Annotated in this window: 14 protein-coding genes; 7 read left to right on the plus strand and 7 right to left on the minus strand. The window is 69.1% G+C overall.

Annotation, left to right across the window (positions count from 1 at the left end):
• Positions 1 to 44 precede the first annotated feature (44 nt).
• Positions 45 to 2,357, plus strand: coding sequence for an ATP-binding protein (locus tag GGQ61_RS12285; protein ID WP_183773162.1), 2,313 nt, complete (start codon positions 45 to 47; stop codon positions 2,355 to 2,357).
• Here GGQ61_RS12285 and GGQ61_RS12290 read toward each other — a convergent pair.
• The 4 genes from GGQ61_RS12290 to GGQ61_RS12305 all read right to left on the minus strand — a co-directional run bounded on the left by GGQ61_RS12290 (position 2,354) and on the right by GGQ61_RS12305 (position 7,020).
• Entirely contained in the window at positions 2,354 to 3,496 is a 1,143-nt protein-coding gene (locus GGQ61_RS12290) for an epoxide hydrolase family protein (protein WP_183773164.1), read from the minus strand. The two genes, GGQ61_RS12285 and GGQ61_RS12290, sit on opposite strands and share 4 nt — an antisense overlap.
• Positions 3,497 to 3,569: 73 nt before the next feature.
• The gene (locus GGQ61_RS12295; RefSeq protein ID WP_183773166.1) at positions 3,570 to 4,562 is read right to left on the minus strand and encodes a hypothetical protein; all 993 of its coding nucleotides are present in this window, start codon (positions 4,560 to 4,562) and stop codon (positions 3,570 to 3,572) included.
• 78 nt (positions 4,563 to 4,640) lie between these two features.
• A complete protein-coding gene (locus tag GGQ61_RS12300) occupies positions 4,641 to 6,416 on the minus strand; it encodes an alpha/beta fold hydrolase (RefSeq protein ID WP_183773168.1) in 1,776 nt (591 codons plus the stop codon).
• A 1-nt stretch (position 6,417) separates the two neighbouring features.
• Positions 6,418 to 7,020 carry a TetR/AcrR family transcriptional regulator gene (locus GGQ61_RS12305; protein WP_183773170.1) on the minus strand — a complete coding sequence of 201 codons (603 nt, stop codon included), beginning with the start codon at positions 7,018 to 7,020 and terminating at the stop codon, positions 6,418 to 6,420.
• An 82-nt stretch (positions 7,021 to 7,102) separates the two neighbouring features.
• Between GGQ61_RS12305 and GGQ61_RS12310 the strand changes: the two genes are divergently transcribed.
• The 6 genes from GGQ61_RS12310 (at position 7,103) to GGQ61_RS12335 (ending at position 13,563) form a co-directional block, all read left to right on the plus strand.
• Positions 7,103 to 8,152, plus strand: a complete 1,050-nt coding sequence (locus tag GGQ61_RS12310; RefSeq protein WP_183773173.1) for a DUF2855 family protein — start codon at positions 7,103 to 7,105, stop codon at positions 8,150 to 8,152.
• A gap of 24 nt (positions 8,153 to 8,176) precedes the next feature.
• Entirely contained in the window at positions 8,177 to 9,568 is a 1,392-nt protein-coding gene (locus tag GGQ61_RS12315) for a carotenoid oxygenase family protein (RefSeq protein ID WP_183773175.1), read from the plus strand.
• Positions 9,569 to 9,792: 224 nt separating this feature from the next.
• Positions 9,793 to 10,773, plus strand: coding sequence for an NADPH:quinone reductase (locus GGQ61_RS12320; protein ID WP_183773177.1), 981 nt, complete (start codon positions 9,793 to 9,795; stop codon positions 10,771 to 10,773).
• Entirely contained in the window at positions 10,770 to 11,144 is a 375-nt protein-coding gene (locus GGQ61_RS12325; protein WP_183773179.1) for a DUF4440 domain-containing protein, read from the plus strand. Before GGQ61_RS12320 ends, GGQ61_RS12325 begins: the two co-directional genes overlap by 4 nt.
• Positions 11,145 to 11,322: 178 nt before the next feature.
• Positions 11,323 to 12,990, plus strand: a complete 1,668-nt coding sequence (gene leuA / locus GGQ61_RS12330; protein ID WP_183773181.1) for a 2-isopropylmalate synthase — start codon at positions 11,323 to 11,325, stop codon at positions 12,988 to 12,990.
• 411 nt (positions 12,991 to 13,401) lie between these two features.
• Complete coding sequence (locus GGQ61_RS12335) at positions 13,402 to 13,563, plus strand: hypothetical protein (RefSeq protein WP_183773183.1); 162 nt, start codon at positions 13,402 to 13,404, stop codon at positions 13,561 to 13,563.
• Positions 13,564 to 13,618: 55 nt separating this feature from the next.
• Here GGQ61_RS12335 and GGQ61_RS12340 read toward each other — a convergent pair whose 3' ends face one another.
• From GGQ61_RS12340 to secA, 3 genes are read right to left on the minus strand one after another with little or no spacing between them, the layout of a single operon-like run.
• Entirely contained in the window at positions 13,619 to 14,758 is a 1,140-nt protein-coding gene (locus GGQ61_RS12340; protein ID WP_183773185.1) for a serine hydrolase domain-containing protein, read from the minus strand.
• 44 nt (positions 14,759 to 14,802) lie between these two features.
• Positions 14,803 to 15,606 (minus strand): class I SAM-dependent methyltransferase, encoded by an 804-nt coding sequence (locus tag GGQ61_RS12345; protein ID WP_183773187.1) that lies wholly within the window; start codon positions 15,604 to 15,606, stop codon positions 14,803 to 14,805.
• A 13-nt stretch (positions 15,607 to 15,619) separates the two neighbouring features.
• Positions 15,620 to 18,382, minus strand: coding sequence for a preprotein translocase subunit SecA (gene secA, locus GGQ61_RS12350; protein WP_183773189.1), 2,763 nt, complete (start codon positions 18,380 to 18,382; stop codon positions 15,620 to 15,622).
• Positions 18,383 to 18,536: the final 154 nt, after the last annotated feature.

Consider the following 18,536-nt stretch of genomic DNA (forward strand, 5'->3'; position numbering starts at 1 on the left):
TTTCATAGACGTCCGGCATGGTGCCGCCAGGGGGAGCGTAGCGTATGGGTGGTTCGAAGGCGGCCGACCTCACCTCACGGTTGGCGAGCGTGGCCCGGCTGACGCCGCATTCGGTGGTGCTGTGCGATCCGGCGGGACGGATCGACTGGGTCAACGACGGCTTTACGGCAATGACCGGCTATGAGTTCGACGAGGTGAAGGGGCGCACGCTGGCCGAGGTGGTGCGCTGCCCGGACGCCGACCCCGACGCCTGGGCGGTCATGGACACGGCCGTGGCGGTCGGCGAAGGCTTCCGGACCGAGGTCGTCGACCAGACCAAGGACGGGCGACGCATTCACGTCGATGTCGACATGCGGCCGAGCTATGCGGCGGACGGGACGCTGGACGGCTTCGTCGTGATCACGGCCGACATCTCGGCTGCGCACGCCACCCGCGAGCGGCTGAAGGCCGCCTCGCTGGCGCTGAAATCGGCGGGCCGGCTGGCGCGGCTTGGGGGCTGGGAAGTCGACCTGGTGGAAGGCGTGGTGCGCTGGAGCCCGGAACTGGCCGAACTGTTCGGCCGGCCGGCGGTCGACGATCACATCGCGTCGCTGGCGGTCTATGCCGACGAGGACCGGGAGTGGGTGCTGGAACACCTGCGCGAAGCGATGTCCACCGGCATCCCGATCGACTTCGAGGCGCGGGCCCGCCGGGCCGACGGCGAGATTATCTGGGTGCGGGTGATGGGCGAGCCGCTGATGGTCGATGGCCGCTGCGTGGCGTTGCACGGCGCGAGCCAGAACGTCACCGCCCAGCGCGAAGCCATCGCCGAGCTGCGCGAGTCCGAGCGCTTCGGGCGCGGTGTGATCGACGGCTTGCCGGCCTATCTGACGGTGATCGACGAGAACGGCGCGATCATCGCGGCCAATTCCGCCTTCAGGAAGCTCGGCGCCGAGCGCGTAGGTGCAGACGCCTATCCGATGGGGCGCAACCTGTTCGGGGTGTTTCATGGCTTGCCCGGCGGTCGCGGCAAGGCGCTGGTGCGCGGCGTGCGCTCGGTGATCGCCGGCGACGCGGCGAGCTTCTCACGCGCCTACCAGGCCAGGGACGGCGAATGGTTCCGGCTGACCGCCGCGCGGTTCCAGGGCGAGGGTCCGGTGCGCTGCGTGGTCATCACCCAGTCGATCGAAGACCTTAAGCGCTCTGAGCGGCGACTGAAGGTGCTCAACTCGTCGCTGAAGCGCGCGCGCGACCAGGCCAACGCCGCCAATGTCGCCAAGTCGGCGTTCCTGGCGACCATGAGCCACGAGATCCGCACGCCGCTGAACGGCGTGCTGGGCATGGCCCAGGCGATGGAGCGGGACGAGCTGAGCCCGCGCCAGCGCGAGCGGCTCGGGGTCGTCCGCCAGGCCGGCGAAACGCTGCTGGTGCTGCTCAACGACCTGCTTGACCTGTCGAGGATCGAGGCCGGACGGCTGGACCTGGAGGACGGGGCGATCGACATCATCGCCCTGATGCAGGGGGCGGAGTCGACCTTCGGGCCGTTGGCGGCGGAAAAAGGCTTGGCGCTAGAACTGGAGATCGAGCCGGCGCTGAGGGGGGTGTGGGTCGGCGACCCGACCCGTGTGCGCCAGATCGTGCACAACCTGGTCTCCAACGCGGTCAAGTTCACGGCGCAAGGCTATGTCCGGGTGCGGGCGCTGCGGCGGGCCGGCAGGCTGGTGGTCGAGGTCTCGGACTCCGGGCCGGGCATCGCACCGGAGCGCCAGGGGGCCCTGTTCCAGAAGTTCGTGCAGGAGGACGCCTCGACCACCCGTCGCTATGGCGGCTCGGGACTGGGGCTGGCGATCTGCCGGGAACTGGCCGAGCTGATGGGCGGGACCATCGCCGTCGCCTCGCAGCCCGGCGAGGGTGCGAGCTTCACCGTGACGCTGCCGCTGGTGCGGGCCAAGCTCGCGCCAAAGCCGGCGCGCGCGGCGCCCGCTGCAGCTCCGGCCGGCGAGCTGCGGGTGCTGGCGGCCGAGGACAATCCAGTCAACCGGCTGGTGCTGAAGACGCTGCTGGACCAGCTGGGCGTGGAACTGCGCTGCGTCGAGGACGGCGCGGCGGCGGTCGCCGCAGCGCAGGAGGGCGGCTGGGACGTGATCCTCATGGACGTGCAGATGCCGGTGATGGACGGCCCCACCGCGGCGCGGGCGATCCGTGAGCGCGAGGCCGAGCAGGGCCTGGCGCGCACGCCGATCATTGCGCTCACCGCCAACGCCATGGCCCACCACGAGGCCGAATACCGCGCCGCCGGCATGGACGTGCTGGTGCCCAAGCCGGTGGAGCTGGAACGGCTGATCGGCGCGATCGCGGCGGTGACCGAGGGGGCCTAAGCCTCCCGGCCCCAGGCCTGGACATCGGCGACGAAGAGGTCGGGCTCCTCCATGGCGGCGAAATGGCCGCCGCGCGGCTGGTCGCTCCAGCGGACGATATTGTAAGCGCGCTCGGCCCAGCCGCGCGGCGGGGCGGTGTAGAGCGGTTCGCCCGGGAAGTTGGCGAAGGCGGTCGGGGTCTCGCAGCGCTGGCCTTCGGCGAGGGCCACGCCGCCCTCTTCGAGGAAGCCGCGATAGTACCAGGCCCCCGTCGTGAAGCTGCCGGTCATCACGTAGAGCATGATGTTGGTCAGCAGCTTGTCCTTGGGGTGGACCACGTCGAAGGGCTTTTCGCGCAGGTCCGACCAGTCGTGAAACCGCTCGGCGATCCAGGCGGCCTGGCCGACCGGGTTGCCCGCCCCCATCCAGGCCAGCGACTGCGGCTTGGAGGCCTGGAGCCGGAAGTAGGCGCCCATCAGCTCCATCATCTGGCCCTGGCGGGTCAGCCAGGCGACCTCGGCCTCGTCCTTGGGCCCGCCGAACGGGCGCAGGGCCATCATGTTGAGGTGGATGGCGCGGACGTGGGCGCCGTGTTCGTGGCCGAGCCAGGAGGTGACCATTGCCCCCCAGTCGCCGCCCTGGGCGAGGTAGCGGTCATAGCCGAGCACCTGGGTCATCAGGGTGTTGAACAGCCGGGCGGTTGTGCGCTGGCCGATCGGGCGGACCGGCTTGGACGAGAAGCCGAAGCCCGGCAACGACGGGATCACCAGGTCGAAGGCGTCCTTCGCGTCGCCGCCGAAGCGGCTGGGGAAGGCGAGCTTCTCGATCGAGCCCCAGAACTCATAGTGCGAGCCCGGCCAGCCGTGGGTGAGCAGAAGCGGCCGCTGGCCGCCAGCCTCGCCGACCACGTGCAGGAAATGCAGGTCGTAGTCTTCGACCCGCGCCGTGAACTGCGGGAAGCGGTTGAGGTCCGCCACGGCCGCGCGCCAGTCATAGGCTCCGGTCCAGTGGGCGCAGAGGTCCTTGAGATAGGCTCCGTCGCAGCCGTAGGCCCAGCCGTCGGGAACCTCCGGGGCGGGCGGCCAGGGATAGGCGCGGACCAGGTCGAGCACCGTCTGCACGGCCTGGTCGCTCCATGCGACCTCGAACGGTTGGACCATCTGACGCTCCCTCTCCCTTATCGTTGATCAGGAAGATGGCGCGGTTGTCGCAAGGGGCGTCAAGAGGCTGCGATCAGCGCCGGGCCTTGCGCAGTTCATCGACCGCGACCTGGTTCTGAAGCGCCAAGGCTTGGAGCGCCAGCCGGGTGTAGGCCTCCGGATCGACTTCGAACCGGCCGATGGCTTGGGCCTGGCTGACATAGCCGAGCCGGCTTTCCCAGGTATCCACCGACTGTCCGCCTGTGGAGGTGGAACGGGCCGGGCCGCGGTCGCCCTGGACCAGGCCGAACTCGCCCGGCGCTTCCAGAGAGCCGTCGACCTTGTACTCGAAGAATCCGCCGTGCTGGCCGACGCGAACGCGCCAGGGTTCCATCGAGAAGCCTCCGATCACAGGACCTCCGTGCACCATCGGCCGGTAGGAGGCCTGGGCGCCGCGGGCGAGGATGGCCATCGGACCGCCTCCGGACGCCTGAACATAGGCGTAGTTCACGGTGAAGCGTGGGGCGACCATGGTGGCGTCGAGGTCGCGGGTCATGGCCCGCACAGCGCCAAGGTTGACGGGCATGGCGCTCTCCGGCCACGAGCCGAGCCCGGTCGGATGAACCAGGGCGTAGGACTGGCGGGCGCCGAGGTTGCTCATGGTCTGAATTTCGATTTGACCCGCGCCCGCCTTGAGCTGGCCTGCTCCGGGCGTGGCTCGCCAGGCGTCGGGCGTGATCACTGTAAAGCCGGCGGCGGTGAGGCGCTCGACGAAGTCGGCATAGGCACGGTCCGTGATGGCCTGGATCAGCTCGGGCTCGGCCCCGCTCAGCACCGTCTCGGCGGTGGCGCGGGTGTCGGTGGTGCTGGCCGTCGCACGGGCGCTGACCATGAACGAGACACGGTAAGACGGCACGAAGATGCTGGCGCGCACCTTGTCGCCGGCCAGGACGTTGCGGGTGAATTTTTGCGGCGGGGCCGAGGGCAGCTCGATCGGCGCGTCGAGGGCGGCAGGCCGCTCAAGGCCGCGCGCCTCGCCCGTGGTCAAGGCCAACGCCGCCGTCGCACACGCTAACAGTCTGAACATCTCAAGGCTCCCCCCATAGGTCGGAACCGAGGATTTCACGCGTACGGCGCGGCTCGCATCCCCGCTTTGGATACCTCCTCAGAGCAGGGCGGCGATCTCGTGGGCGTGGGTGTCCTGCAGGAAGCGCCCGGCCTCGGCGAAGCGGACGTGGCGCAGGCCGGGCAGGGCGCGCCAGGGATCGTCCTGAGCCGCGCCCCACAGCGGATCGGCGCCGCCGGTCACGACCGTCCAGGGCGCGCCGCCGGCGAGAAGCGGAGGGCGCCAGACCGGATAGGCGGTCTGTTCGGCGGCCAGCCCTGCGGCTGTGCGCGCGCCGCAGGTCAGAAGTTCGGCCACCGCCGCATGGCGCCAGACCGGATCCTCGATGAGGGCCGCGTCGGCGGGATGGGCGCCGAACAGGCGCCGGATCAGCGTCTCGGTCAGCCGCACGCCGGCCTTGCGGCGCAACAAGGCGTAGGTCGAGATGATCGCGCCTGGATGTTGCGCGCCGAGGCGGATCCATCCGTCGATGAGCTGCAGACCGGGAAGGGGCGCTTGGGGCGGGCGCGGTGAAATCAGCACTCCGGCCTGCACGCGGCCAGGATGGAGCGCGGCGAAGGCGAGCGCCGCCGGCGCGCCGCCGTCCCTGGCCAGCAGCCGCACGCGCTCGATGCCCAGTGCGTCGAGCAGCGCCGCCATGTCCGCGGCCGCGGCGACGAACGGATCGCCGGCGGCGGGGTCGGTAAGGCCGAAACCTGGCCGGTCGACGCCCAGAGGCCGATAGCCGTGGGCCTGGAGCGCCGTGCACAGGCGGGTCGCCACGCGGCGCGATCCCATGCCGCCATGCACGAACAGCACCGGTTCGCCGTCCGGGGAGCCGAAGTCGGCGGCGGCGATCTGGCGCCTGGCCAGGTGAAAGATCCGGGTGGCGCCGAGCAACCCCTCGCGATCGGAAGGGGCTGTCTCGTCGGCCTCGGCGAACGCCACCAGGGCGCGGGCTTCAGCCAGGAAGCGCGGCAGCTCGGCCAAGCGCGTCTGGCCGGCCTTGGCGAGGACGCCCCGCGCCTGGTCGCGGACCGTATGGGCGCTGAGGCCCAGCGCGGCGGCGGCCTGCGGCAGCGACGCGCCTTCGGCCAGAAGGTGGCTGAGCCGCATCTGTGCGGGCGTGGCGCGCAGGGCTTGCTTCAACCCGACGTCGCGCGCCCAGTCGCAGACGCTTTCGTCGGCCAGCAGGCGCGTCAGCCGCGCGAACAACGCCCCGCGTCGATCGGTTCCGGTGCTCTTCAGCAACCGCCGAACGCGCTTGCGGATCGCGGCCTCCGAAAGCGCCAGCCGCTGGGCGATGGCGGCGAGGTCGTCGGCCTGCATCAGTTGGTCCAGAAGGTCGCGCTCGGACCGGGTCAGGCGGTAGACGCGCGCGGCGAAGTCAGCGAAGCCGGGCATACGGCTCGGCGCGAACACCATGGCCACAAGGGCGCTGTCGGACGACGCCTTGGCGAGCGCGCCAACGACGGGCCACGCGGCCGCATGACGTCGCGCCGCCAGCGCCGCCAACACGGCCTGGCCGCGGCGGTCCTGGAGGACGACGTAGGTGCGTCCGGACCGGGCGGCGCGAGCGGCCGCGGGCGAAATCGCCGGCGCGTGTGGGCCGAAGATGTTAGTCCAGCCGCCGCCCGCCCAGTCGAGCTTTCCGCCGTGGAGAACGGCTGCGGCGAAGCCCCAATCCGGGGCGGCCGGCCGGCAGGCGAAGGGTTCGTTCTCCGCGTCGCGCAAGCCGTCCAACTGCGGCGGCCGGTCGCTGGCGACGTCGCGCTCCAGCTCCGCCCAGAGCGCGAAGAACCGATCGGCCTCGAACTCGCGCGCGGGCGGCTCCAAGTCAGCTCTCCGGGCGCAGGCCTTTGGCCAGGGCGTGGCCGAGCTGGCGGTTGAGGATGCGTGCCATGCCCTTGGGCAGCTTGCCGGCTAGTTCGAGAGTCACCGCGCCGTGGGTGGCGGCCCAGAACATGCGGCCGATCTCCTCGGGGTCGCCTTCCATGACGCCGGCCTCGACTAGGCCCTTGATGTAGGCCGACTGCATGGCGTTGGCGCGGGCGGCGGCGGCGACGAGCTCGGGGTAGTCCTTCTCGTGCGGCTGGTTGAGGTCGAACATCAGCTTGTAGGTCTGCGGATGTTCGAAGGCGAAGTTCAGATAGGCCTCGCCGACCGCCGAGCTCTTGGCCTTGGCGCTGCCCTGGGTGTTCGAGAGCGCGCTCTCCAGGGCCTCGGCGAAGCGGTTGAAGCCGTTGGTGCGCACCGCCGCCAGGATGTCTTCCTTGTCGGTGAAGTAGCGGTAGGGGGTCATAGGGCTGACACCCAGCTCCGCCGCCAGCTGGCGCATGGTCACCGCGTCCGGTCCCTTGTCGGCGAACAGCTTTTCAGCCGCGTCGCACAGGCGTTCGCGGAAGTCGGCGACATCGGACTCGGAGAGGACGCGGGGCATCGGTAAACTCGACCCAAAGAAAGTGCTTGTCCTGGGTTAGCTCTTACGTAATAAATTTACAACGTAAAAAGGCGAGGAAGCGATGTCGGACTGGGATGTGCTCGTCGCGAAGGACGATCTGCGCAAAATCGAAGTGCGGGAGGCCGCGCCGCGAGCGCCCCTGGCCGACGGCGAGGTCCGGCTGGAGGTCGAGCGCTTTTCGCTGACCGCCAACAACATCACCTACGGCCTGATCGGCGAGGCCTTCGGCTACTGGAAGTTCTTCCCGGCCGGCGAAGGGCTGGGCCGGATCCCGGTCTGGGGCTTTGCGAAGGTGGTGGAGTCCAATGCCGCCGACGCGCCGGTCGGCCTGCGGGTGTTCGGCTATCTGCCGATGTCGAGCAGTTTCGTCGCGAGGCTGGCGCGCAAGGGCGGCGGCTATGTCGACACCTCGGCGCACCGGGCCGAGCTGCCGCCGACCTACAACGCCTATGCCGAAGCGCCGCAGGACGCGATGGACGATCACCGGGCGCTGCTGCGGCCGCTGTTCATGACCTCGTGGCTGCTGGACGACTTCCTGTCGGAAGACGGCGCGTTGAAGACCCTGGTGCTGTCGAGCGCCTCGAGCAAGACGGCGATGGGCCTGGCCTGGTTCGCGCGGCGGCGCGGGATGCCGGTGGCGGGGCTGACCTCGCCGGGCAATGCGCAGACGCTGGCGGGGCTGGGTCTCTACGACCGCATCGTTCCGTATGACGAGGCGGGATCGCTGAAGGTCGAGGGGCCGGCGGTCTATGTCGATTTCGCCGGCGACGCGCGGGTCAATGAGACAGTCCACGCGGCCCTGGGCGGCGACCTGGCGCGCAGCATCATCGTCGGCGGGACGCACTGGAGCGGCGATCGCGCGCCGCGCGCTCTGGCCGGGCCGCAGCCGGTGCTGTTCTTCGCCCCCGACCAGATCCGCAAGCGGGCGGCCGAGTGGCCCCAGCAGGAGCTGGATGCGCGGTTCACGGCGGCGCTGGGCGAGTTCGTGGCCGACGCCGGCTGGCTGAAGCTGAAGCAATCGACGGGTCCCGAGGGGCTTCTGGCCGCCTATCGCGAGGTGCTGGAAGGCCGCGCGCGGCCCGACGAAGGACACATCATTCGACCGGTCTGAAGCCGGCCTAAGAGGAGGAAGACCATGGACGGCGATGTTCGCATCAACCCCTACCTGTCCGGTAACTTCGCGCCGGTCCGCAGCGAGGACGACTACGAGCTGACGGTGACCGGGGAGATCCCCAAGGGCCTGCGCGGCACCCTCTATCGCACCGGCCCCAATCCGCAGTTCGAGCCGCGCGGCGAGTACCACTGGTTCTCAGGCGACGGCATGATCCACGCCTTCCATGTCGAGGACGGCAAGGTCAGCTACCGCAACCGCTATGTGCGCACGCCGAAATGGGAGGCCGAGAACGCGGCCGGCCGGGCGCTGTGGGGCGCGTTCGGCAATCCAGCGACGACCGATCCCAGCGTGTTGGGTAAGGACAGCGGCGGGGTGGCCAACACCAACATCGTCTTCCATGCCGGCAAGCTGCTGGCGCTGGAGGAGGGACATTTGCCCTTCGAGATGCAGCCGCGGACGCTGGAGTCCAAGGGCCCGGTCGAACAGTACAGGGGGCGCGTCACCGCCCACCCGAAGATCGATCCGAAGACCGGCGAGATGGTCTGGTTCGGCTATGGGATCGGACCGATGCCGTTCGGCACGGGGATCAGCTACGGCGTCACCGACGCGACCGGCAAGGTCGTGCGGCGCGACGACTTCGAGGCGCCCTATTCGTCTATGATCCACGACTTCCTGGTCACCGACAATTACGTGCTGTTCCCGGTGCTGCCGCTGACCGGCAGCCTGCAGCGGGCGATGAGCGGTCTGCCGGCCTTCGCCTGGGAGCCCGACAAGGGCAGCCACGTGGCGGTGATGCGCCGCGACGCCGACGTCTCGACCATCCGCTGGTTCAACGCCCCGCCGTCGTACGTCTTCCACCCGATGAACGCCTGGGAACAGGACGGCAAGATCATCGCCGACGTGTTCCGCTATGACAGCGCGCCGCTTTTCCCGAACGCCGACGGATCGCCGGGCGCCAAGGCTGCGGCCCGGCTGGTGCGCTGGACCTTCGACCTGAACGGCGACTCGGACGCCATCAGGGAAGAGGCGATCGACGACCTGGACGGCGAGTTCCCGCGCTTCGACGAACGTCACGCGGGCCTGGCCTATCGTCACGGCTGGTATGCAGCCGACCCGTCGGGCGCCAAGACCATCAAGCAGACGGCGATCGCGCACCTGGACCTGAAGACCGGCAAGCGCCAGGTCTATGAGCTGAGCGGCGGCGACATGACGTCGGAGCCGGTGTTCACGCCGCGCTCGGACAGCGCCGACGAGGGCGACGGCTGGGTGACGGCGGTGGTCTGGCGGGCGGCCGAGAACCGCAGCGACTTCCTGGTCTTCGACGCCCAGGACATCGCCAAGGGCCCGATCGGAACCGCGCACCTGCCGCGCCGCGTGCCGTTCGGGTTCCACGGGAACTGGGTGGCCGAGTAGCGGGCTGCCTTCGAGTGTCATCCCGGAAAGCGCGAAGCGCTTGTCCGGGATCCATTCGCGCGGAGCATGGAGCGCTTGGCGCGGCTGAGCCGCTTCCTGCACTGTCTGGCGTTCATGGGTCCCGGTCTTCGGCTGCGCTGAAACCGGGATGACATCAATGCGACGCCCTTCTTTTCCGCTTGAAGCTCCCCTAGACCTGTCGCCCTGAACAATCGGGAGGGGCCATGCGGGCGATCTGGTACGACCGGACGGGACCGGCGCGCGAGGTGCTGGAGCTGGGCGAGCGGCCGACGCCGCAGGCCGGGCAGGGCCAGGCGCTGATCCGGGTGCGGGCCTCGGGGGTCAATCCGTCCGACGCCGGGATGCGGGCGGGGCCTGCGCCGATGGCCTACCCGCGCATCACCCCCAACAGCGACGGGGCCGGGGTGGTCGAGGCGGTCGGGCCGGGCGTCGCGCAGAGCTGGGTCGGCAAGCGGGTCTGGTTCTACAACGGCCAGCGCAACGGCCGGGCGTTCGGCTCGGCGGCCGAGTACATCGAGCTCGACGTCGATCTGCTGAGCGAACTGCCGGACGCGGTGTCGTTCGCGCAAGGCGCGACCCTTGGCATCCCCTGCATGACCGCGCATCGCAGCCTGTTCCTGGCCGGACCTGTGCAGGGGCGCACGGTGCTGGTCACCGGCGGAGCCGGCGCGGTCGGGCACTATGCCGTGCAGCTGGCCGCCTGGGCCGGGGCCACGGTGATCGCCACGGTCAGCTCGGAGGAAAAGGCGCAGCGGGCCCGCGAGGGCGGCGCGCACCACGTCATCGACTATCGCCGCGAGGACGTCGCTGCGCGGGTGCGCGAACTGACCGATGGGCAGGGCGTGCATCACGTGGTCGAGGTCGACTTCGGCGGCAACCTGGCCTCGACCCTGGCCAGCGTGAGGCTGAACGGCTCGATCGCCTACTACGCCACCAAGGGGTCGCGGGAGCCGGTCTTTGCGGCGGGGGCGGCCATGGGCCTGAACCTGCAGATCAACAGCGTCTACCTGCCGGTCTCGCCGCACGAGGCGCGGCGGCGCGCGCAGGCCGACATCACCCGCTGGATCGGGACCGGCGAGCGCATGCTGTCGGTGGCCGGGCGCTTCCCGCTGGAGGACTGCGCCCGGGCGCACGAGCTGGTCGAGAGCGGCGGCAAGGTCGGCACCGTGGTGGTCGAGCCGTGACCGCGCCAGAAGACGCCATCCGCGCCCGCCGCAAGCTGACCAACAAGCTGATCGCCGTACATGACGCCCAGCGGCTAAAGCCGTTCTTCGCAGCCGACGCCAACCTGATCTCGGGCGAGGGCGGCCTGCTGATGGGCGCGCCGGCGATCATCGCCGCCTTCGAGGCGCAGTTCGCCGATCCGAGCTTCGTGACCTATCTGCGGACCACGGAAAGCGTGACCTTGGCGGCGGACGGCGCCCGCGCCGCGGAAACTGGGACCTGGCTGGCGACGTGGAAGGACCAGACCGCGACCGGGCCGTATCTCGCGGCCTGGAAGAAGGTGGTCGGCCAGTGGGTGATCGAGAGCGAGACCTTCGTCACGGTCGGCTGACGCCGCGTCGCGGTTGAACGCCGCGGGCCCCGCGGCTATGAAGGGGCATGGTTCGCACCTTTGCAGCCCTTCTTGCGCGACTTACCGGCGGCCGCCGGACCTAGACGGCTGCCCCGGCGGCGGCACGCCAGCCTCATCGACAATTCCGACTGCCCGCCTCGTGAGAGAGAGCCGCACCATGCTGCGCGACCCATCCGTCAAATATCGTCCGTTCCCTCAAGTCGACCTGCCCGACCGCCAGTGGCCGTCCAAGACCATCACCAAGGCGCCGCGCTGGCTGTCGACCGACCTGCGCGACGGCAACCAGGCCCTGGCCGATCCGATGAACGCCGAGAAGAAGCAGCGCTTCTTCGACCTGCTGGTCGGCATCGGGGCCAAGGAGATCGAGGTCGGCTTCCCGTCGGCCGGCGCGACCGAGTTCGACTTCATCCGCGGCCTGATCGAGCAGGGCCGCGTGCCCGGCGACGTGATGATCCAGGTGCTGACCCAGTCGCGGCGGGATCTGATCGAGACCAGCTTCGCCGCCCTGGAGGGCGCGCGCGCGGCGACGGTGCATCTCTACAACGCCGTCTCGCCGGTGTGGCGCGAGGTGGTGTTCGGCCTGGATCGGGCCGGCGTGAAGGCGCTGGCGGTCGAGGGCGCCAGCATCATGCGCGAGCAGGCCGAGCGGCGGCCGGGCACCGACTGGCGCTATGAGTACAGCCCCGAGACCTTCTCGACCGCCGAGCTGGAGTTCAGCCTGGAGGTCTGCGAGGCGGTGCTGGACGTCCTGCAGCCGACGCCGGAAAAGCCGGTGATCCTGAACCTGCCGGCGACGGTCGAGGCGGCGAGCCCGAACATCTACGCCGACCAGATCGAGTGGATGTGCCGCAACATCTCGCGGCGCGAGGCCGTGGTGATCTCGCTGCATCCGCACAACGACCGCGGCACCGGGGTGGCGGCGGCCGAGCTGGGCCTGATGGCCGGCGCCGACCGCATCGAAGGCTGCCTGTTCGGCAACGGCGAGCGCACCGGTAATGTCGACCTGGTGACCCTGGCGCTGAATCTCTACACGCAGGGCGTCGATCCGGGCCTGGACTTCTCGGACATGGAGACGGTCGTGAAGACCGTCGAGTACTGCAACCAGCTGCCGGTGCATCCGCGTCACCCCTATGCCGGGGAGCTGGTGTTCACGGCGTTCTCGGGCAGTCACCAGGACGCAATCAAGAAGGGCTTCGAGGCCCAGGCCAAGCGCAACGACCAGATCTGGGCGATGCCCTATCTGCCGATCGATCCGGCCGATCTGGGCGGCAGCTACGAGGCGGTGATCCGGGTCAACTCGCAGTCCGGCAAGGGCGGCGTCGCCTGGGTGCTGCAGCAGGACAAGGGCCTGCGGCTGCCCAAACCGATGCAGGCCGATTTCAGCCGCGCGGTGCAGCAGCTGGCCGACGAAACCAGCCGCGAGCTGGCCACCGCCGACATCTGGGAAGCGTTCGAGCGCGCTTATCACCTGACCCCGGGCCAGCGCTTCGAGCTGGTCAGTTTCGAGGAGTCAGGCGTCTCGCGAGTGGACAATCAGCGGGTGTTCGTCGGCCAGCTGCGGCTGGACGGGCGCGAGATGACCATCCGCGGGCGCGGCAACGGGCTGATCTCCAGCCTGCTGGCGGCGCTGGAGCACGACTGCGGGCTGAAACTCGACGTCGCCGACTTCCAGGAACATGCGATCGGGGCGGGCGGCGACGCCGTCGCCGCGGCCTATGTGCAGTGCCGCACGGCGGACGGGCGCACGGTGTTCGGGGTGGGGATGGACGCCGACGTGGCGACGGCCTCGGTGCGTGCGGTGCTGAGCGCGGCGAATGGGGTTTAGGCCGGCGTGTCATCCCGGTTTGCGAAGCAAGACCGGGACCCATTGACGCCGACGTTTGGAAGATGGGGCTAAGCCGTCGCCGCTTGCCTGAGAGATCTGGTGTTCATGGGTCCCGTCTTCGGCTTCGCCGAAACCGGCATCACACCCCCTGGCTGTCAGCCGTTCATCCGGGTGAAAGCCGGGGGCCAGCGCCGAACCGGTGACCGACTCCAAGCGCGGTCGTGGGCCCCGGCCTTCGCCGAGATGAGCGTCAGCGGGTGAGGAAGAACTCCACCGGAGTGGAGACTTCGATCCGTTCGCCGCGCACCGTATGCGGAGCGCCGGGGAAGGGGGTGGAGCGTCCACGAGGGCCGCCTGACCGCCCAGCTGGCCGCCTCGAGCGAGAGCGCCGAGCGCAAGGAAGATCAGCGCGTGCGCCAGATGCGCCAGGCGCATGTGCGCTTCGGCGTTCTCGACAGCGACAAGGACGGCAAGATGACGCCGGCCGAGTTCGAGGCCTCCGGCCTGCGCGCCTTCGCCGAACAGGACGGCGAAGGTGTGGTGACCGCGGCCGAGAAGAAGAAGGGCGACTAGGATCTGGCCATCCTAGACGCCTTGCGGCTGAGGCGGCGCGTACGGGCGCGCCGCTTCAGCCCAAGGCTTCCCACATCGCCATGGCCAGGCTGAAGGCGCGCATGTCGCCGGTCGTGGCGCCCGCCATCTTGTTCATGGCGTAGGCGAAGACGGTGCGCGCATCCATGTCGACGATGACCAGCGAGCCGCCGTAGCCGCCCCAGTAGATCGTATTGGGGTTGGGCAGCGGCACCGCCCCGCCGGCCAGGCCGAATCCCATGCCGAAGCGCGCCGGGATGCCGAGGATCAGGTCCGGCCCCTCGATCTGCAACTCCAGCGCCTTGCGGCAGCCGGCTTCCGACAGGATCCGCTTGCCCTTCGCGACGCCGCCGTTGGCGAGGACGGACTGCACCTCGGCGACCGAGCGGGCGTTCCCTGTGCCGCCGGCGGCCGGGATCTCCGCGCCGCGCCAGGCGCGAGTGCGGGTCTCGGCCACCTCCAGCGGCGGGTTGTCCGACATGTTGGCCTGCAGCTCGCTGCGCGGTCCGGCGCCAAGGCCCGCCTCGGCCGGGGGCGGGGCGATCAGGTCGGCGACGCGGGCGTCCTCCGAGGCCGGCAGGCCGATATGGAAGTCGGCGCCCAGCGGCTCGGCGATCTCCTCGCGGAACACCGTGCCGAGGCTCTTGCCGGTGATACGCCGCACCACCTCGCCGACCAGATAGCCCTGGGTCAGGCCGTGATAGCCCGGCGCCGTGCCCGGCTCCCAGAACGGGGCCTGGGCGGCCAGCATCGAGGTCGCCTTGTCCCAGTCGTAGAGGTCTTCCTTGACCATCGGCTCCTTCCAGCCCGAAAGGCCGGCGGAATGGCTCATCAGGTGGCTGACCTTGACCGCGTCCTTGCCGCCGGCGGCGAACTCCGGCCAGTAGCGGGCGACGGGGGCGTCGAAGTCGAGTTCGCCGCGGTCGGCCAGCAGCAGGGCCGTCAGCGCGGTCATCGTCTTGGTGGTCGAGTAGACATTGACGATGGTGTCGCGCTCCCAGGGACGGGTGCGCGCCTCGTCGGCGAAACCGCCCCAGAGGTCGACCACGGTCTCGCCTTCGACCGTGGCGCAGAACGAGGCGCCGATGTCGGCGCCGCTGTCGAGATTGGCTTCGAACGCCGTGCGCACGCCGGCGTACTTGTCGTGGACGAGACCCTGAACTGCACCGTCGGCCATGGTCTGGCTCCTCCCTTTTGGGGGAGCCTAGCAGCCCTGGAAGGCTAGCCGAAGAGTTTGCCGAACATGCCCTTTCGCGGCGGAGGCGGAGGCGGCGGCGGGACGACGTCGCCGGCCAGATCGGGCAGGCCGCCTTTGCGCGAGACCAGCACCTCAATGTACTCGGCCTGGATGCCGCGGCCGAGGTCGTCGATGGTCCAGATGGTGGTGGAAAGGCCGCTGACCGAATCCCAGTAGGCGGCGATGTCGTAGCCCCAGTCGATGGTCACCAGCGAGCCGTTCGGGTCCATGGGATTGCCGTGATAGACCGGCTCCAGCAGGTGGTCGACGCCGCCGTCAGGACGGCGGGCGGCGCGGCGGACCGAGGGCTTTTCCTTGTTCACGATCGGCACGGTGCAGACGTGCAATCCGCCCGGCTTCAGGGTGCGGGCGATCTCGCGCAGCGCCAGGTCCGGGGCGAAGACATGCTCCATGACGTCCTGGGTGACGACGATGTCGAAACTGGCGTCGGCGAAGGTCTGGCGTTCAAGGTCCTCGGACCGCCAGCCGCCGGCCGGATGGATCGAGCCCCAGGGGATCGACGGATCGTACTGGCTGGCCCTGTAGCGCGGCGCCTGGTCGGCCAGCCGCCGGCTGGCGGCGGTGCCAGGCGAGCTCTCGTGAATGGCCAGCTCGCGCCAATTGGGCCGCAACTGGGCGAGCACCGCGAACAGCGCCCGCTCGCGCGGTTGCGCATTGCAGGTCTGGCAGAGGAAGTGGTCCCGCAGCCAGGGATCCTTGGCTGCGAAGGTGGCGGGAAGTTCGCAGACTGGGCAGAAGCCGTCGACCTGGAAGAGGAAGTCGGCCATCTGCTCGGGTCCCCTAGATCAGCGCACCATGGCAGTGCTTGAACTTCTTACCCGAGCCGCAGGGACATACCTGGTTGCGACCTGTCTGCTCCCAGCCGTCGGGCAGGGCCGTGATCGGCAAAGCCTGGCGCTGTTCGGCCGAGAGACCGTCAGGCAGTGCGCCCATCTCGGCCGCGTTCTCGCCAGTGAGCGGGTCCATGTGGACTTCTGTCAAGCCGGACAGCGGGGCGATGGGTTCCGGCTCGGCGAACTGGAACTCGACGGTCATCAGCCAGCGGGTGACGTTCTGGCGCAGATCGACGAGCAGCTTCTCGAACAGGGAGAAGGCTTCGGTCTTGTACTCGTTCAGCGGATCGCGCTGGCCGTAGCCGCGCAGGCCGATGACGTTGCGCAGGTGGTCCAGGTGCATCAGGTGCTCGCGCCATTGCAGATCGATCATCTGCAGCAGGAAGCTCTTTTCCAGGTTGCGCATCTGGTCAGGGCTGATGGCGGTCTCGCGTTCGGCGGCGCGGGCGTCGGCCGCCTGCTGGATGCGATCGCGGATCTCTTCGTTGGCGATGCCTTCCTCGGCCGCCCAGTCGGCGAGCGGCAGGTCGAGGCCCAGCAGTTCCTGGACGCGCTCGGTCAGGCCGGCGATATCCCATTGTTCGGCGTAGGCCTTGGGCGGCAAGTGGCGCTCGACCAGGTCCTCGACGGTGTCCTGGCGCATCTCGGTGATGATTTCCGAGAGGTCGGCGGCGGTCATGAACTCGGCGCGCTGCTCGAACACGGCCTTGCGCTGGTCGTTCACGACGTCGTCGTACTTGAGCAGGTTCTTGCGGATTTCGTAGTTGCGCTGCTCGACGCGCTTCTGGGCCTTCTCGATGGCCGCGTTCAGCCACTTGTGGGTGATCGCCTCGCCTTCCTGGACGCCGAAGGTGCGCATGATCGCGTCCAGGCGCTCGCCGGCGAAGATGCGCAGCAGGTCGTCTTCGCAGGAGAGGAAGAACTTCGAATGGCCGGGGTCGCCCTGACGGCCGGTCCGACCGCGCAGCTGGTTGTCGATCCGGCGGCTTTCATGGCGCTCGGTGCCTAGGACGTAAAGGCCGCCGGCGGCGAGGGCCTGTTCCTTCAGCGCCTTGGTGTCGGCCTCGATGCGCAGACGCTCCTCGGCCGCGGCCTCGGGGGTGACCTCGATGCCAAGGCCACGCTGCTCTTCGCGCCACTTCAGCACGCGGATGTCGATGTTGCCGCCCAACTGGATGTCGGTGCCGCGGCCGGCCATGTTGGTGGCGATGGTCACCGCGCCGGGCACGCCGGCGTCGGCCACAATCATGGCCTCCTGCTCGTGGTAACGCGCGTTCAGCACGTTGTGCGGGATGCCGTTCTGGGTCTTGCCGTTGTGCTCGAACTTATGGGCCTTGAGCAACTCGGACAGCTGCTCGGACTTTTCGATCGAGACCGTGCCGACCAGGATCGGCTGGCCGCGCACGTAGCAGGCCTCGATCTGCTTGACGATGGAAGCGTTCTTCTCGCGCTCGGTCCGGTAGACCTCGTCGTCCTCGTCGATCCGGGCCACCGGGCGGTTGGTCGGGATTTCCGAGACGTCCATCTTGTAGATGTCGCCGAACTCCTGGGCCTCGGTGGCGGCCGTGCCGGTCATGCCCGAGAGCTTGGTGTAGAGGCGGAAATAGTTCTGGATGGTGACCGAGGCCAGGGTCTGGTTCTCGGGTTGGATGTTCGCGCCTTCCTTGGCCTCGATCGCCTGGTGCAGGCCCTCGGACAGGCGGCGGCCCTGCATCATGCGGCCGGTGAACTCGTCGATCAGGATCACTTCGCCGGCGCGGACGATATAGTCCTTCTCGCGGGTGTAGAGGATGTTGGCGCGCAGCGCCTGGTTCACGTGGTGCACGATCGAGACGTTGGCGGCGTCGTACAGGCCGGCCGAGTCGGGATCGAGGTGGCCGCCGGAGCTCAGCAGCTCCTCGACCTTCTCGGAGCCTTCCTCGGTCAGGATGACCTGGCGCTGCTTCTCGTCATGGTCGTAGGTCGACGGGTCCTGGATCAACTCTTTGATGACCAGGTCGATGGTCTTGTAGAGCTCGCTGCGGTCCTCGGTCGGGCCGGAGATGATCAGCGGGGTGCGGGCTTCGTCGATGAGAATGGAGTCGACTTCGTCGACGATCACGAAGTTATGGCCGCGCTGGACCATTTCGCTCGGGTCGTAGACCAGGTTGTCGCGCAGGTAGTCGAAGCCGAACTCGTTGTTCGTGCCGTAGGTGATGTCGGCCTGGTAGGCGGCCTGGCGCTGGCTCTGCGAAAGACCATGGACGATGACGCCGGTCGAAAGGCCGAGGAAACCGTAGACCTGGGCCATCCAGTCGCCGTGCAACTGCGCCAGGTAGTCGTTGACGGTGATGACGTGCACGCCCTTGCCGGCAAGCGCGTTCAAATAGGTGGGCGAGGTGGCGACGAGGGTCTTGCCTTCACCGGTCCGCATTTCGGCGATGCCGCCGTTGTGCAGCACGATGCCGCCGACCAGCTGGACGTCGAAGTGGCGCTGGCCCAACACCCGGCGCGAGGCCTCGCGCACGACGGCGAAGGCTTCTTCGAGGATCTGGTCGAGGGTCTCGCCCTTGGCCAGCCGATCCTTGAACTCCTGGGTCTTGCCGCGAAGTTCGGCGTCGGACAGCGCCTGCATCTTCGGCTCAAGCGCGTTGATCTTGGCGATCCGCGAGTTGAGGCCTTTGACCTTGCGGTCGTTCGAGGAGCCGAAGAAGCGTTGGAAGATGCTCAAGGGAAATCGTTCCGGATTTGCGGGAGGGCCCGGCGGCGGCGCCTCTAAGCCTGCTCGCCTGCCCGGAAATTCCGCTCTTTTCAGGGCGCGCGAGACTTAAGCAGCGCCCATGCCAGTGTCAACGCGGCGCGCGGGCGTGAGCGCTAACGACTGC

It is taken from the genome of Phenylobacterium haematophilum (assembly GCF_014196295.1).
Classification (GTDB): Bacteria; Pseudomonadota; Alphaproteobacteria; order Caulobacterales; family Caulobacteraceae; genus Phenylobacterium; species Phenylobacterium haematophilum.